The organism is Gilliamella sp. wkB292, assembly GCF_001690235.1.
Taxonomy (GTDB): domain Bacteria; phylum Pseudomonadota; class Gammaproteobacteria; order Enterobacterales; family Orbaceae; genus Gilliamella; species Gilliamella apicola_F.
The window spans coordinates 1-15,276 of record NZ_LZGO01000020.1 but is presented as its reverse complement, the minus strand read 5'-3'; the positions used below and the strand labels follow the sequence as shown (position 1 = coordinate 15,276).

At 34.9% G+C, this 15,276-nt stretch carries 16 protein-coding genes and 2 pseudogenes; 4 read left to right on the top strand and 14 right to left on the bottom strand.

Going from position 1 to position 15,276, the window contains the following annotated elements:
* The first annotated feature begins 133 nt into the window (after positions 1-133).
* Complete coding sequence (locus tag A9G09_RS01525) at positions 134-1,804, top strand: molecular chaperone HscC (RefSeq protein WP_065633160.1); 1,671 nt, start codon at positions 134-136, stop codon at positions 1,802-1,804.
* 90 nt (positions 1,805-1,894) lie between these two features.
* Here the strand turns inward: A9G09_RS01525 and A9G09_RS01520 are convergent, their stop codons facing one another.
* On the bottom strand, positions 1,895-4,585 hold the full coding sequence (locus A9G09_RS01520; RefSeq protein WP_065633159.1) for a J domain-containing protein: 2,691 nt from the start codon (positions 4,583-4,585) through the stop codon (positions 1,895-1,897).
* The gene (locus A9G09_RS01515; protein ID WP_065633158.1) at positions 4,576-5,274 is read right to left on the bottom strand and encodes a DUF1266 domain-containing protein; all 699 of its coding nucleotides are present in this window, start codon (positions 5,272-5,274) and stop codon (positions 4,576-4,578) included. Before A9G09_RS01515 ends, A9G09_RS01520 begins: the two co-directional genes overlap by 10 nt.
* A gap of 247 nt (positions 5,275-5,521) precedes the next feature.
* Here A9G09_RS01515 and dolP point away from each other — a divergent pair, with 247 nt between their 5' ends.
* Positions 5,522-6,100, top strand: coding sequence for a division/outer membrane stress-associated lipid-binding lipoprotein (gene dolP / locus A9G09_RS01510; protein WP_065633157.1), 579 nt, complete (start codon positions 5,522-5,524; stop codon positions 6,098-6,100).
* Between the two features lie 47 nt (positions 6,101-6,147).
* Here dolP and csdE read toward each other — a convergent pair whose 3' ends face one another.
* The 6 genes from csdE to A9G09_RS01480 form a co-directional block, all read right to left on the bottom strand.
* Entirely contained in the window at positions 6,148-6,543 is a 396-nt protein-coding gene (csdE, locus tag A9G09_RS01505; RefSeq protein WP_065633156.1) for a cysteine desulfurase sulfur acceptor subunit CsdE, read from the bottom strand.
* Positions 6,544-6,601: 58 nt separating this feature from the next.
* Positions 6,602-7,825 (bottom strand): cysteine desulfurase CsdA, encoded by a 1,224-nt coding sequence (csdA, locus tag A9G09_RS01500; RefSeq protein ID WP_218056781.1) that lies wholly within the window; start codon positions 7,823-7,825, stop codon positions 6,602-6,604.
* The gene (locus A9G09_RS01495) at positions 7,782-8,660 is read right to left on the bottom strand and encodes a U32 family peptidase (protein WP_065633154.1); all 879 of its coding nucleotides are present in this window, start codon (positions 8,658-8,660) and stop codon (positions 7,782-7,784) included. Before A9G09_RS01495 ends, csdA begins: the two co-directional genes overlap by 44 nt.
* Before the next feature lie 150 nt (positions 8,661-8,810).
* Positions 8,811-9,806: a peptidase U32 family protein gene (locus A9G09_RS01490; RefSeq protein ID WP_065633153.1), complete on the bottom strand. Its 996-nt coding sequence runs from the start codon at positions 9,804-9,806 to the stop codon at positions 8,811-8,813.
* Positions 9,807-10,101: 295 nt separating this feature from the next.
* The gene (locus tag A9G09_RS01485; protein WP_141671499.1) at positions 10,102-10,800 is read right to left on the bottom strand and encodes a hypothetical protein; all 699 of its coding nucleotides are present in this window, start codon (positions 10,798-10,800) and stop codon (positions 10,102-10,104) included.
* 517 nt (positions 10,801-11,317) lie between these two features.
* Positions 11,318-11,512, bottom strand: a complete 195-nt coding sequence (locus A9G09_RS01480; protein WP_065633151.1) for a hypothetical protein — start codon at positions 11,510-11,512, stop codon at positions 11,318-11,320.
* Between A9G09_RS01480 and A9G09_RS13165 the strand changes: the two are divergent.
* Both A9G09_RS13165 and A9G09_RS13160 read left to right on the top strand, forming a co-directional pair.
* Positions 11,472-11,600: pseudogene (locus tag A9G09_RS13165) on the top strand (transcriptional regulator); the annotation flags it as partial. The gene A9G09_RS01480 and the pseudogene A9G09_RS13165 overlap by 41 nt on opposite strands.
* A gap of 45 nt (positions 11,601-11,645) precedes the next feature.
* Positions 11,646-11,861 carry a SymE family type I addiction module toxin gene (locus A9G09_RS13160; RefSeq protein WP_141671503.1) on the top strand — a complete coding sequence of 72 codons (216 nt, stop codon included), beginning with the start codon at positions 11,646-11,648 and terminating at the stop codon, positions 11,859-11,861.
* Positions 11,862-11,891: 30 nt separating this feature from the next.
* Here the strand turns inward: A9G09_RS13160 and A9G09_RS01475 are convergent, their stop codons facing one another.
* The 6 genes and pseudogenes from A9G09_RS01475 to A9G09_RS12510 form a co-directional block, all read right to left on the bottom strand.
* The gene (locus A9G09_RS01475; protein ID WP_065633150.1) at positions 11,892-12,275 is read right to left on the bottom strand and encodes a DUF596 domain-containing protein; all 384 of its coding nucleotides are present in this window, start codon (positions 12,273-12,275) and stop codon (positions 11,892-11,894) included.
* Between the two features lie 330 nt (positions 12,276-12,605).
* A complete protein-coding gene (locus A9G09_RS01465) occupies positions 12,606-12,956 on the bottom strand; it encodes a DUF596 domain-containing protein (RefSeq protein WP_065633148.1) in 351 nt (116 codons plus the stop codon).
* Between the two features lie 7 nt (positions 12,957-12,963).
* Positions 12,964-13,611, bottom strand: a complete 648-nt coding sequence (locus A9G09_RS12515; protein WP_141671498.1) for a hypothetical protein — start codon at positions 13,609-13,611, stop codon at positions 12,964-12,966.
* A gap of 54 nt (positions 13,612-13,665) precedes the next feature.
* Positions 13,666-13,788: pseudogene (locus A9G09_RS13155) on the bottom strand (VENN motif pre-toxin domain-containing protein); the annotation flags it as partial.
* 81 nt (positions 13,789-13,869) lie between these two features.
* Positions 13,870-14,136, bottom strand: a complete 267-nt coding sequence (locus A9G09_RS01455; RefSeq protein ID WP_065633147.1) for a colicin immunity domain-containing protein — start codon at positions 14,134-14,136, stop codon at positions 13,870-13,872.
* Positions 14,133-15,276: colicin D domain-containing protein (locus A9G09_RS12510; protein ID WP_081297437.1), on the bottom strand; the 1,144-nt coding region annotated here is incomplete at its 5' end. The genes A9G09_RS12510 and A9G09_RS01455, both read right to left, overlap by 4 nt.

Here is a 15,276-nt window from a genome sequence, read left to right as displayed (position 1 = left end):
TTAATTGAATTGTTAAAACTTGCTGAAAATTATATTTTTTATTGATATTTCAATGTGTTATTTGCTTTGCAATTTAGGCTAGCACTAGTATATAATTCGAGCATAACAAATTATTATTTTATTTAAAAAGTGTATGAATCCTCCAATTGGTATTGATTTAGGTACGACAAACAGTTTAATTTGTGTCTGGCAAGAAGGTAAGCCAACGTTGATTCCCAATGCTATCGGTGAAGTTGTAACACCTTCTGTGATAAGTATTGATGAAGATGATTCTATTTTAGTAGGTCGTGCAGCGTTGTCTCGTTTAACGACTCATCCTGATAAAAGTGCTGCCGCATTTAAACGATTTTTAGGTTCAAATAAAATTTATGAGCTAGCGGGTAAAAAATTCACCCCAACAGAACTTTCAGCATTAGTTTTAAAATCGTTAAAAGCCGATGCCGAAGCATTTTTGCAACAAGAAATTCGTGATGTCGTTATTTCTGTTCCGGCTTATTTTAATGATGAACAACGAAAGCAGACTCGTTTTGCTGCCGAGTTAGCCGGTTTAAACGCAGTTCGTTTGATTAATGAACCAACCGCTGCTGCCATGGCCTATGGATTACATGAAGAACAATCAGGTAATACGTTAGTATTTGATTTAGGTGGCGGGACCTTTGATGTAACAGTGCTTGAATATGCATTACCCATTATTGAAGTTCACGCGTCAGCGGGTGATAACTATTTAGGTGGTGAAGATTTTACCCATGAAATTGTTCAAGCTTGTTTAAGTGAATGGAAGCTTAAACAACAAGATATTGCTGTTGATGATTATGCTCGATTATTAGATTTAGCTGAACAAGTCAAATGCAAGTTAAATGGTGAACAAATGCAATATTTAACTTGGTTTTGGCAAGATAAAGAGTGGCAATTTGAACTTAATGAAAGTCGAGCTAAAGTGATTTGGTTACCACTGCTTAATCGTTTGCGAGCGCCAGTTGAACAAGCCTTAAGTGATGCGCGTTTAAAACCAGCTCAACTTGAACATATCGTATTAGTGGGGGGATCATCACAGCTAGGTGTAGTACGTGAATTGGTGACTAAACTTTTTGGTAAATTACCTTATCGTCACATCAATCCGACTACGATTGTGGCACAAGGTGCGGCGGTACAAGCGGCTTGCCGTTTGCGCAATCAAGATGTAGAAGAGGTAATATTAACTGATGTCTGTCCTTATACACTTGGTATTGAAAGTTGTTCAGGTAAGGTAAGTGGCTTGTTTTCACCTATCATTGAACGTAACACTATTGTGCCAACATCTAAGGTAAAAACGTTTTATTCAACGCAACCACAGCAAAAAGCGATCTGCATTTCGGTTTATCAAGGCGAAAATCCTCGCGTAGAAAATAATGTGTTGATTGATGAGTTTGAAATACCACTTACACCGATGGAAAAAACACAAGGTGTTGATGTTCGTTTTAGCTATGATTTAAATGGATTATTAGAAGTAGATGTCGTTCTACTTGAGACCGGTGAACAATATGGTAAAGTGATCGATCAAAGCCCAATTGGATTAACCGATAAGCAAAAACAGGAAAGCCATGAGCGGTTAACAGCATTAAAAATACATCCACGTGATGAAATGCCAAATCGTACTTTATTGGCAAGATTAGAACGTGCGTGGGCGCAATCACTAGGCGATGAACGACTGTTGATTGGATCTTATATTGAAGATTTTTTAACGGTATTAAATCAACAAAATTTAGATGAAATAAATCAGATGCGCGTTGAAATTGAGTCACAATTAAACGAGTTAGGTAGGTAATCGCTTAGCTGCATGATTTGATGAACGTTTAATTCCCCCCTTTTATTTTGTTGATTTAAAAAAGGGGGAGTTTGGCTAATTACTTTTGCCTTATTCTAAAGGCGGACCAAAACGATTGATCTGTTTTAAACTAGGCTGATAACAAGGATACAGTAAAAAGATTAACAAAAATGTGCCTATACTAAAAAAGTATTTTTGTCCTTGATAGCTATCATTCAGACGTCGTTTTATGGCAAACACGATATTTATTCCGGCAAAAATATAAGATATAGTCAGGAGTACATAAAATATATTTGGCGTTTGATTATATATATCAATAAATATCTTACCGTAAACAATGATAATCAAACTAACAAATGATTGTTTAACAAATCCTGATAGGTCAGTACGTCCATTCCAACGCCAAAATTGCGTCCATTCATTTTTAGGCAGCGATAACGAGTTTAAATACGCTTGTTTTTGGTTATTTTGGGCTAAAAGTAGTGTGGCACAAAGTCGCAGTATCAAATCATTATCTGTGTTATCTTTTAGCTCTTCTAATTTTTCAAGTTCAGTTTCTGAACATATACCATATTTTTGAGATAAAAGTGCAATCATTGACTGAATCAATTGAGCTGGTTGGTAATGGCTGGCGTTTTGTTTGAAGTTATTTAAATAGGGTAAACCCCTATCTTTATTTAAATTAGTTGCTAATTTGATTAATGCTTTATCATCACCAGCAAAGTTTTTTAGTATTTGATCTAGCTGTTTAGCTTGCGAAGGTTTATTTAAGACAATTTTATATAAAAACATTAAATAAATTCGATTGCCATTTTTTAATTTAGCATGCCATGAGTGCGCTAATTTTTGTTCAATATCATCAAAATCAACGCTGTTTGGGTCATCAATAAAAGACTCTATCGAATCTGGATAACTGATTAACATACTATTAATCAATTTATTATCATTATTAATCAGACAGTATAATTCATCGCTTGTTTGCCATTTAGGATTTTTAAAAATTTCTATAATGGGTTTAAGTTCATTATTATTCGATAAATTAAAGGTATTACTGTGTTGTTGCAGGTATTGAGCAGTTTTAAAAGGCGAGTTAACAATGGCTAGCGCCAAGATACATTCACGATACCACTGCCAATATTTATTTTCGTTGTAAAATATTGTGTTGTCATTGGGTGATGAGGGTAATTGATAAATTTTTTGAAATTTAAAATATACAACCCAGTCATACATCTCCATATGCGTGTAGTTTAGATTTTTATAAAGATGTAATATTGCGATGTCAGGTAAATGATCGAACCTATCAAGGAACAACCGGCTATATAAAAACTGATCACCATTTTCATCTGGATCGAATCTAGCTGGAATAGGTAAGTTTTCATTATTATCATATAGCCAAGCTTTGAACTCTTTTACTGGTGTAAGCCTTGATAGCCATGCTAAATGTTGTTTAGCTTGTCGTTTTAAATTAGTTAGAATAAATTGTTCAAATGGATCATCGCTCTGTTCATCTAAAATTTGTTGTAACAATGTTTCGTTACCGTGGCGTAACATGATGGCATGACGATATAAACGGAATAAGCGATTGTTACCATCATCATGTAATAACATTAATAATATTTGCCGGTAATTCCAGTTTGTACTTAAAGCCCAATTAATAAAATCCGCAATCTCAGTGTTATATTCGCTCGGATCAATTTTGGCTAATCGAGCGATGGTGGTTGGTGTAAATTGTGGAATGGTAAATAGATAATTGTCAGTTTTATCTACTTCAAGGCAGTAAGAGTCATTAAGCGCAACAAATAATAATGGCAGGTAATTACTTGCATAATATGCACACCAACCCGCAATCCAACTTTCTGCTTTTTCTACATAATGCCCTGAATGGTAAAGATCAATCCAAGCTTGTAAAGCCTGTTCTTTATTATTGAGTAAAGTATATTGATTTGCCGCAATATATTTCCATTCAATAATCAGATGTTCGGCTTGATCTGGTTGTGTTATTGCTGATAGCGCATAGTCTAAAATTGCTTGATTTTCTAATTCAGCCACACAATGCCAGTAGCTTAAAGCAAGCATCAATGTTTTATCATCAGGCAAATAAATAACAGTATCTTGTTGTAAATAGGCATAAAGGTCAGCTGAACGTTGCTCCCAATATGTCCATTTGGCATTATACACATAGTCAATTGTGACATTTTGTATTTGCTTATTCGTTGTGGGTAAGGCGGTGTAATCAAAAAAATCCCCACCCTCAAGATATTTTAAAAAATTGTTGTAGTGTTCATATTGATCGGGATATTGGGTGATGAGTTGTTGTCGCCAACGCAAATTTTCGGCTAATAAGTTAACACATGATTGTGATATATTGGTAGTTTCATAACTTATTTCTAGCAATTGCCATTTGACGATATCTATTACCGCCATTGGATAATCATAAAATGAACCAATAAATTTTTGCCACTCATCAATTTTGTAACAACGGTTAGGATCGTTTAATAGCGCTTGATAAGCAGCACAAATTTCATTGGCCTGAATTTGTTCGTCACTTACAGGATCGTTGGGTTTTACTTCAGATTCTGCTTGTGGTTGATCAATTACTGTTTCGGTAGATTGTGCATACAGTATTGCATTGTCATAGGCTTGATGTAACGCTTTAAACCCCTCAGGATCCCTTTCAGGATGATAATCAGGTAACTTAGTTCGATATGCTTGACGAATAACTGCGATATCTTTTGTTGGAACAATCCCTAATAAATGCCAAATATCTTCATTCATGACCATTGATACTCCATTAATGATTCAGGTTTTTGTTGATCATCCAAATCAATAAACCAAGGTAAGCGGTTAAATGGTGCTTGTAAGTCTGAATATAAATTGGTCATGGTATGTGCGTTTGAAGCTCTGGATAATTCGCAACGTAGTAATTCTAAGTTTTCTTTATTATTTAGTGATATCCAATACTGATAGCCAATAAACCAACTGGTGAAATAATGTTGCCAAGAGCTATAATAGTATTGGGCACGAATACCAATTCTGAATAAAATCCATAATGCTTCTTGTTCGGTGATATATTTGTTTGTAATGCCATTACGTAAAATATAGGCCATTCGTGCATAATCCCAACTTCGGATGCTAGCTACACCACATATAGGAAAGGTTTGTTTAACAAAATCAAGCAACACTTTTTGGTAGTCAGTTTGCTCATTATAATAGTTACACCAGTCAAATTCTGCATATCGTGAATAGATAAAATAGTATTGAGATAGGGTTGAAGCATGTCCATCATCGACCATATCAAACACGCAATTTAGTAAAGTTTCTCGAGAATCAATCCCCCAACTTTCGCTCATATCAACAAAATCTTGTTGAGGATAAAAAAATGGTGAAGTATAACTGGCACCCTTATCTTTATGTAATACAACCATTGGTGCTGACAATCCATATAACCAATCGATAATATCTTGATTCATATTTTTTATATCATTACTTATATTATTTAATATAAAAAGATAGCAGATTTAAGCTAAAAAAAGAAATTGTTATTTAAATTAATGGGATTAGATACATTTTAAAAATCCCTTTAATTGAGTGAAATGAATCTTAGAATTGTTGCAAGTTACGGTAATTATATTTTGCAAATCAATATCAACAAGGCATAATAAAAGCAAAGTAATCACTATTTGATTACTATTAAGCAATAAATAAAAAGGAGTCACCATGAGAAAAATTGCTTTATTCGCAATATTAATATTTGGTGTGTTTATGTTGCAAGGTTGTGTTGCTGCCGTAATTGGCGCAGGGGCAGGTGCTACTGCTAAAGTGGCTTCAGATCCTCGAACAGCAGGAACACAAGTTGATGACACTACACTCAATTCACGTATGGGCATGAAGTTAAAAGATAACGCATCCACATTTATTGGATCCCACATTGCAACAACTGCTTATGATGGTAATATTCTTTTAACTGGTCAGGCAACGAATGAACAAATTGAAAAAGCTGATAGCTTAGCCCATGAAGTTGAGGGAGTAAAAAAAGTTTATAATCAAATTCGTGTTGGTGAGCCTGTTGATGCAGGTACCATGACCAATGACGCGTGGATCACTACCAAAGTAAAATCTCAATTAATTTTCAATGCTGAAACAAAAGCTCGTAAAATAAAAGTTGTGACCGAAAACGGAGAAGTTTTTGTAATCGGTATTGTTACTGAGCAAGAAGGCAAATCTGTTGCTGACGTTGCAAGTAAAGTTGATGGCGTTAAAAAGGTAATTACGCTCTTTACCTCTCCAGAAAATTAATTTATCTGATGATTAAATGGGGAACTGACTCCCCATTTTAATTGCAATTAACCTATAGATTGAATCCGAGTAATTAATTGGCTTAATCCGTGTAAACGTGAAGGGCTTAATTCATCAGTAATTTTGAGCTTATTTAAAACAGCCAGAAAATCAATATTACTAATTTGCTGTGCTGTTTTATTGTTTGCCAATATAATCAATATAGCCAATAACCCTTTTACAATCCTACCTTCACTTTCTCCTTGAAAAATGAATGTACCATCTGTTTGTTTTTGCCAAGTTAACCATACTCGATTTTCACAACCTTGTACTAGATTTTGCTCGGTTTTGAGTTCGTCTGGAAAATCGGGTAACTGTTTGGACAGTATAATTAACTGGCGATAACGATCTTGCCAGTTTTGTTGTGCTGAAAATAATTCAGTTAACATTTGCGGTGATAGCATAATTAAACCCTTTTATCGCTAATTACTTGTTAAGTAGATTAAGCTAATGTATGTATAGTCAGATTAATACATTCATCGCATTTTTTAATGCTGTAATGAATTTATCAATATCATTCTGATTATTATATGGCATGAGTGATATACGGATCACGCCGTGGCAACCTAATTTATTCATTAAAGGCTGAGCACAAATCTCACCTGTTCGAATAGCTATTTGCTGCTCACTTAATAAAATCGCGATATCATTGTGGTGAATTTGATTAATATTAAAACTAATAATTGGGCTATTATCAACGCTGTAAAACTTAATATTAGCTAATTGTGTTAACTGTGTTTTAGCATACTGAGATAATTGATCTGTATATTGCTCAAGTTGAGTCAATGGCCAATTTTTAAGCCATTGTAGTGTGGCATTAAATCCTATAATTCCAGCAATATTAGGGGTACCTGCTTCGAACTTATATGGTAGATCTGCCACAACAAATTCTGTAAAGGACGCCTTTTTTAACATTTTGCCCCCGCCTTGCCAAACCGTCATTTGTTCAAGTAATGCTTTTTTACCATATAAAATACCTAGACCTGTTGGTCCATATAATTTATGGGCAGAAAAAGCATAAAAATCAATGTTGAAAGCTTCTACATTGATCGGTTGGTGAACAATGCCTTGGGCACCATCAACCACTAAAATGGCGTTATATTGATGTACTAACTGACTAATAGCGAATAAATCAGGGCAAAATCCAGTGACATTCGACATTTGCGTGATAGCTACAATTTTAGTTCTCGATGAAAGTAGCGATGTTAGTTCATCAACATTGGACGACCATTTTATAATTTTGGCACCGGTTTGCTGCGCAACAATTAGCCAAGGTAATAAATTGCTATGATGCTCTAATTCACTAACAATAATTTCGTCATCCGGCTTTAATAAAGGGCGAGCATAACTTTGTGCAATTAAGTTAATTGATTCAGTCGCCCCTTTGGTCCAAATAATTTCACTACTGTTTTTGATTGCAATTAAATCAGCAACATTTTGTCTGGCCTGCTTGATTGCTTCCGTCACTTTTACAGCATCGTGATGTAAACTACGCTCAGCAGTTGCCGTATTATGGGTATAATATTGCATTGTTGTATCAATCATCGCTTTAGGCTTGAGTGCGGTTGCTGCTGAGTCTAGGTAAACACTTTCGCTATTTAATGCAGGAAAATCCGCTCTAAATTGTTTAGGCGAAAAATGTTTATTGGCTGAGTTCAAGTCCGGCGATACCATTCCAGTAACCATTACAATCTCGTTTATGTTCAATGTTTAATGGGTGTGATCCATCTTCATTTGCTTTAAATTGCTTAACAATGTCGAGTGTTGCTAGCCCAAGTGGCGAAATTCTAACGATATCGACAAGTCCTTTCATGTCTTTAAGATTATTTCCTAAATTGTAACAATAACCGCTTTGTGTTTGAATGCCATTTAGTACAAAGACCTTTTGTTGTTCTTGGGAAAATACTTCTCGACCAACTGGATACTTGATACAACAAGTTTCACATTTATCTTTAGGTTTATCTTCTGATCTTGCAGTAAAACAACGCGCTGAATACGCTAAAGGTAGATAGCCGTAACTGAACACTTCAACTTCAAATTTTCGTTCAATATTTAAACCATCAAATTGATTAAGTACATTAGTTAACCAATCACGTGACAGTTCAACTGGCATACACCAACGTACCATACCTTGTTTTTGTAATAATTTTAAGGTTAAAGCGTTATAGCAGTTAATCGCAGGGCCTGCTACAAAGGGTAATTTATGTTCTTGCGCTATATTTATTGCAGCTAAGTCATTAGCCTCAACTAAAAAGTCGCCATTATTAACTAATTGTCGTAAGTCATTAAGTTCTGAAGGGGCTTCAAGTAATGCAAGTGTTGACAAGACAACTTGCTTACCTGATTTCGCGATCTGCTTTGCTAATTCTAACCAATTAGCCACTTTCATTTCACGACGCTTAGTACATACGGTCTCACCCATATAAATAATATCAGCTTCACTATCTTTAGCTGCGTGATAAAAAGCTTCTGTTTCGATTTTAGGCCAATAATAAAGCACTGGACCTAATGCGTATTTCATAGTTTTGCTCACTATATTGATATTTTATTGTTAAAAATGATTAATAATAATTGTTAATCGACATCATTTCTTCAAAAAAGAAGCGATTTAAAAAAGATTTAATCTTTTTTAAATGTTTGATTGTGGTATTTTAAGTCGACCAATATCACATTATTGCCATTTACGATGATAAGCACCTAATGTTGTTTGCGTTCCCTCAGAAACTGAACCAAGTGTATCCATCCAACTTTTTTCTGCCTGAAATGTTTGAGGATTAGCTTTATAGCGATCTATCGCTTGGCGCCAAACTTTTGTTACCTGCTCAACATAAGCTGGGCTACGCTGGCGACCTTCAATTTTAACTGATGCAATATTGGCTGCAAACAGTTCGGGTAATAATTCGATAGTGTTTAAGCTCGTCGGTTCTTCAATTGGGTGATAAAGCTCATTACCAACAAAGTAACGTCCTTTGCAAAGAGTTGGATAGCCGGCGTTTTCACCTTTTTTATGGCAGTCAATTAACACATTATTTAAACGGGACTCAAGACCTTTTTCGGTCTCTTCCCAACGCACAAATTTTGCGGGTGAACAGGCGCCAACGGTATTAGGTGATTCGCCAGTTAAATAAGACGATAAATAACAGCGACCTTCAGCCATAATACATAAACTACCAAAAGCAAACACTTCTAAAGGTACCGGTGAAACTTGTGAAAGTTGTTTTACTTGATGCATAGATAAAACGCGGGGTAAAACAATACGATGCACGTGAAAATTATTATAATAAAACTTAATTGATTCTTCATTGGTTGACGACGCTTGCACCGACACATGGCGTTCAAGATTTGGATACTTCTCTGCTGCATAATCAAGCATGGCCAGATCTGCAATAATTAAAGCGTCAGCGCCAATATTAGCTGCGGTATCTACCGCATGTTGCCAGCGCTCAAAGTTTTCAGGATGAGCAAAAGTATTAATCGCAATATGCAATTTTTTACCACGTTTATGCACATAGTCTGAAGCTTCTAATAATCGTTTCTCATTAAAATTTAAACCAGCAAAATGACGAGCATTAGTGTCATCTTTCAAACCGATATAAACAGCATCAGCGCCATTATCAATTGCCACTTTTAGTGAAGGTAAAGATCCAGCAGGGCACAGAAGTTCCATAATAATTCCTAACTTATGTTATGTATTCAATACGCGGTGTATTATGCAATAAATTATCATCTAATGCGAATAGAAAGCTAATCTTAGCTAAAAGAACAGCACAAGTTTAGTTTTAGGTATTATAAAGTTAATAGTGATTAATTAATATTGAAAATAATAAGGAATTAAAACAGTCAGTAACGGTGACACTGTAAAATAGTAGCAACTTACTGAGCTGATTTAATAAATTAATGACCAGATATTAACTATTTTTTATCTGGTCTAGATGTTATAAAAAATTAACTTAATTTATTTTCTATTTTAGCGCATTTTCGAAATTAGTTATATTTTGCTCTGATTTTAATCGGTTTATACAGGCATTAATTGCTTTACTGGCGGTATCTTGTACTAATTGATAATTATTGATCTCCCATTCATTAAAGGGCTTAGTTCTCTCTTCTGGTGTCAGATCGTTTTGCTCAGAACAATCAAAATGAAATCCATTAGTACGTATAGTGGTGTTATAAATAAAATTATATTTATTATCGGTTAATCCATCATAAATTAATTTAAATTTATAAGGTTGTATGGTTATAACATTGTCTTTTTGGTTATTAGCATCGAATTTTTTAATTATTGTATATAACTGTGGGGTTAAATAATCCATAGTTTTATTTGGAACCGAATTGATATAACTGCCTTTTAAATCCTCTTTTGAAAAACCATCAATACTACCGCTACCAGTCCCATCAAGGAATAGTGTGGCAAATTCAAGAACCTTTAATCCGACAACTTTTGCTGTATCTGCACGAGAGACAATATTTAAATAATTATTTGTATCGTCTACAACGTCACCATTAATCGCGTTTTCAGTTAAAATATCAACTGTCGTGCCATTATTTAACGTTATTGTATCGGTATTTACAATTATTGTTCTAGGTAGTGACTCTCTATTAGCACAAGAAATTAGGCTTAACATACTACAGGTTACTATAAACAATTTAAAAAGTTTCATCATTATTATTCCTATTAGGTGTTATTATTTTTGTTATTTTTCAATAAGTTATGCGAAATGTGTCTATGTGTTTTTTTGATGCGTTTTCATTATGGTTGTAAAAGTATCGAATGTCGAGATTTGTTTGCCACATTTGAGCTTAATTGATGCATCTATATTTTCGATTAAAAATGTTTTTATTTGTGTTTTTGTTTTGTATATTTATATTCGAGCAGTGTTAATTCTTACCTGATTTTGTAATTAACATGCGATAAAATATTAAAAAAACGTTGATGTAGTCTTAAGTAGTGCTTTTTGTTGGAGGCTGACTATATATTTCAATTAATCAATTCAATAACTGTTTTTTATTAATATGACATAATGCATCTTTATCTCAACTTGTAGAGAATTTAGTGAAAAATATCATGTACTTTACTTTGAACACTTATGAACGACTGTTTTTAAATCTAACATATTAATTCACTTCCAGAATCTGATTCTTTCTATCACGAATAATTAACTCACCATTATCTATTGCTTAATGCGTTATCGATTGTTCATTGTCTTTTTTATTATAACCGGCTGGCACCATTGGCATGCCAACGGTGCTGACGCCAACACTGCTGCTACTGACTTTATAATCCTCTTTATTTTCGCTATGATTTTGATTAGTGGATAGTTGAAAAAGCGAGGAACTAAAGCCACAAGATGAGCTTAAGTTTGAGACGGTCAAGCAGATGACAGCTGACGAGCAGAAATCAATAAAAGAGATTTTAGGCGCTATGATTTTAAAACATCAGGCTAAGCAGTTGATTGGTTAATTAAAACAGGGCGAGCTAAACAAGAGAAGTAACACAACACAGTAAATAACAGCGCAGATTAACGGTGCACTAACATCACAACTCAATGAGCGGTTTTATACCGTGGGTTACGTGCTACAAGGCACAAAACCCAACCCCAGACCACAACTAACAATTAAAGGCAGGTGGCAGGAGCAATTCGGCTTTTATGTGGACTGCTATGTTATCATTCAGATTGAGCAGGGCAAGTTAATTGTCGAACTTGCGAAGCAGATCGCATAATCAGAAGATAATTTATTGTGAACTCACTACCTAAGTCCATTCTAAAGAACCATCATCCAAAACCCAGACGGCTTCTGCCGGACAAGAATCATCAAAAAACCAATAATCATCCATTAATTTTTGTTTATCAAACATTCCATCCGCCGTTTTTGGAAAAGCATCATAAAATAATTTTATTTGATCGTCTATTGAACCCGATAGAAGATGTCCATCTTTTGCTAACTTAAGACGACCTTCTTTTAGTAATCTATGAACAAAATAAAAAAATAACGCTTTTCTTTTTTGGAATGGAATCTCGTTTCCAGTAAACTCTGAAGATAAAACCAATTCTGGAGAAATACAGTTCCATAACCCATTAAATGCTCTTAGTTCTGACCAATCAACAACCGTGTTAAAATCATTCTCGTTTATCATACTTTTTCCTATTTAAATTTAATTTCTGCCCCAGTTCTTAATCCCCTATGTAAATTTATCAAAGTTGGGTTATTTTTTATATCAATAGTCCAACGAGCGCCCGTATTTGAATTGGATACATTTCTTAATGTAATATTAGTTCCATCTTGAAGACGTGCGGTATAAATACCATTTTTAACTTTTGTTAATGGCTGCTCGGTTAGTTTTTTCAACGAACTAAGTAATGCACCATTGGTAAAAAGGTAAGTGACGGGGTAAACTCAGTTCTGGAAAAAGTTCACTAAACTAAACAAATATGAATCTATATAGACAATTTCTATATTAGCGAAATCAAGAAAATTCTATTGTACCATCTTCCTTTAACCAAGCTGGTTCAGCGGGACAGTTGTCATAATAAAACCAGAGTCCATCCTCCATTTCTTTTTCAGTATTGGGAAAGCTTATATAGAATTTTTGTAATTGCTCATCAATTGAGCCATCTAATAAGATTCCTTTCTTGTGTAGCTTCAAATAACCATCTTTTAATAACCTTCTTAGTACTTCAAAAAATAGTTTTTTATGCTCTTCATATGAAAAATTACTAAAGTCACTAGGAAAAGAGGCACATTGTCCCCATAATAAATAGAAAGATCCAAATTCAGAATGACTCTTTATAAAATAATACTTTTTTGATGTTAACATATTTATATTACCTAAATTTTAACTCTATACTTCTGAGACCATTTTCAAACCTTATCATTTGTGGATTGCTTTTTATATCTACAGTCCAACGAGCTCCAGTATTAGAACTAGATACATTTCTTAATGTAATATTAGTACCATCTTGAAGCCGTGTTGTATAAATACCATCAGCTTTTTTTGTTAATGGTTGTCCAGCTAACTCTTCTACGTAATTTCTAATCTGTTTGTCAGTCAAATTTTGGCTATCATATATTCTTGTTGTGTAACGATTCCCACCATTTTGTCTAATTAATTGACCATCAATCTCTAAATCAGTTTTAGGATTATCTTTATTATAAATGTCTTTTAACTCATCAAATCGTTTTTGTTGCTTTTCATTTTGATATTTTTCATTATTTTTCTTGCTATTATTGTTATCTTCATCATCTGGTGGTAATCCTGGTGCGCCACCTATTACTGAACCAGTAACTGGATTATTAATTGCTGGTTCATCATTTGATAAACCATCATCAGATTTTATAAGAACACCATCTCTTCCCGTCGTCAACCATTCATCAAATGAATTTTTAGCTCCATCTAATGCACCAGTTTCTTCTGCTAAAATTACACTGCCTACCAGTACCCCACCAACAATTGCACCGCCGCCACCAGTCATTTTTATCTCTCCTGGGCGTAATTTGCAGGTGGCTTCAACACACAAATAATTATTCTCAACCGCATTTTTACCACCAGCAATAGCGGTATTGATATCCTGAGCATCACCACCTAATGCGGCAATAGTCAGACCGGTGGCCAGTTGGGCGAGTGCGCTGACTTGTTGTTTTTCTGCTTCGGTTAACTTGCTAGTATTTTTACCGTAAAGTTGTTAACGAGTCAGTTAAGTTAAGATCCCATGCCAACGTGTAGCCTTTAACTATCCTAGCTTTTTTAGTTCTTGCTCAATTTGTTCAATAAGTTGTGATTCATCTAATTCATATTCTTCTCTGTCAGAATCAGGATTATAAAGATCAGCTAAACAAAATATGGATGATAAACATTCACTTATACTATCTTCATCATTAATCAAGATATTGTTATCTCGTTCTATTTGATAAAGTTCAATATAAGCTTCAACAAAAACTTGAGGAGTTATCCTTCCATTAACTAATGATCTAGCAAATTCTAATATCGTGAGGCTCATCGTAATACTCCATTTTTCATATAGTTTTCATATTGAGGTGTTCCTGGAGTAATCTTAAATCCGGTAACAAAATTACCTGATTTATCAAGAACAACTACATTATTTGTATTTGAATTAAAAAATACTTTCGAGTCTGTTACAAAGCCATAAGTACCTAGAGGTTTGGTTGCTTTATCTCCCATATGGCTTTTAATTGCTGTTTCATATTGACTAAGTGTTTCAGCGTTTTTCTTTGTTGTTGTTATCCCAAAATCAGCAGCATGTTTAAACTTTTTATCTAACTGTTTTTGTGTGATCCCTGTTAATTCATTGGCAACCGAATTACCACCCATTCCCTTTCCGGCACCACTATTTCTTACAACCGTAGTTTCAACCGTCGTTCCATGGCTGGCAGCCTGATTCATGAGTTGATTACCTGTGGCGATATCACCGGAATGATAAGCCTTTTCAGCTTCTTTCACTAATGCTTGCCCAGCTTTAGTCTCTATTTTAACAATTTTTCCAGCTACTTTAATGTATTTTGCAAATGGTAATGCACCGACAGCTGCTATTGCATAATCACCCCAGGTTTCAGCATCCCTGAAAGCAATATAGTCACCATATGGAGTGGTTAATATTGCAATATCTTCAGGTAAACGTTTTAAATCTTCTCTCAGTGGATCATACATGAACCTGCCTGAGTTCATATCATCAATCAGCTGAGTTGTTTCTTCTGGCGTTAAATAACCCGCTGCTGAGGCATGGAGGATGCCGTCATAATTTGCTCCTGTTTCAGGTGAAAGACCTACAATATCCCCACCAAATCCACCACCGTCGCCCCAGCTCATAGCATTATTCTCAACCGCATTTTTACCACCAGCAATAGCGGTATTAATATCCTGAGCATCACCACCTAATGCGGCAATAGTCAGACCGGTGGCCAGTTGGGCGAGTGCGCTGACTTGTTGTTTTTCATCCTGAGTTAATTCATCTATACTTTTATTCGGATAAAGAATACTGGCAATCACTTCTGCGCCTCGCTCACTGACCGCTGCACCAACTCCGCCAACAACAGCTGAGTTACCTTGTAGCTCGGCAACCACGGCCCCAAGGATGGCATGACTGATAGTGTTAGCGACCTTATTGTCACCGGTTTGCTGC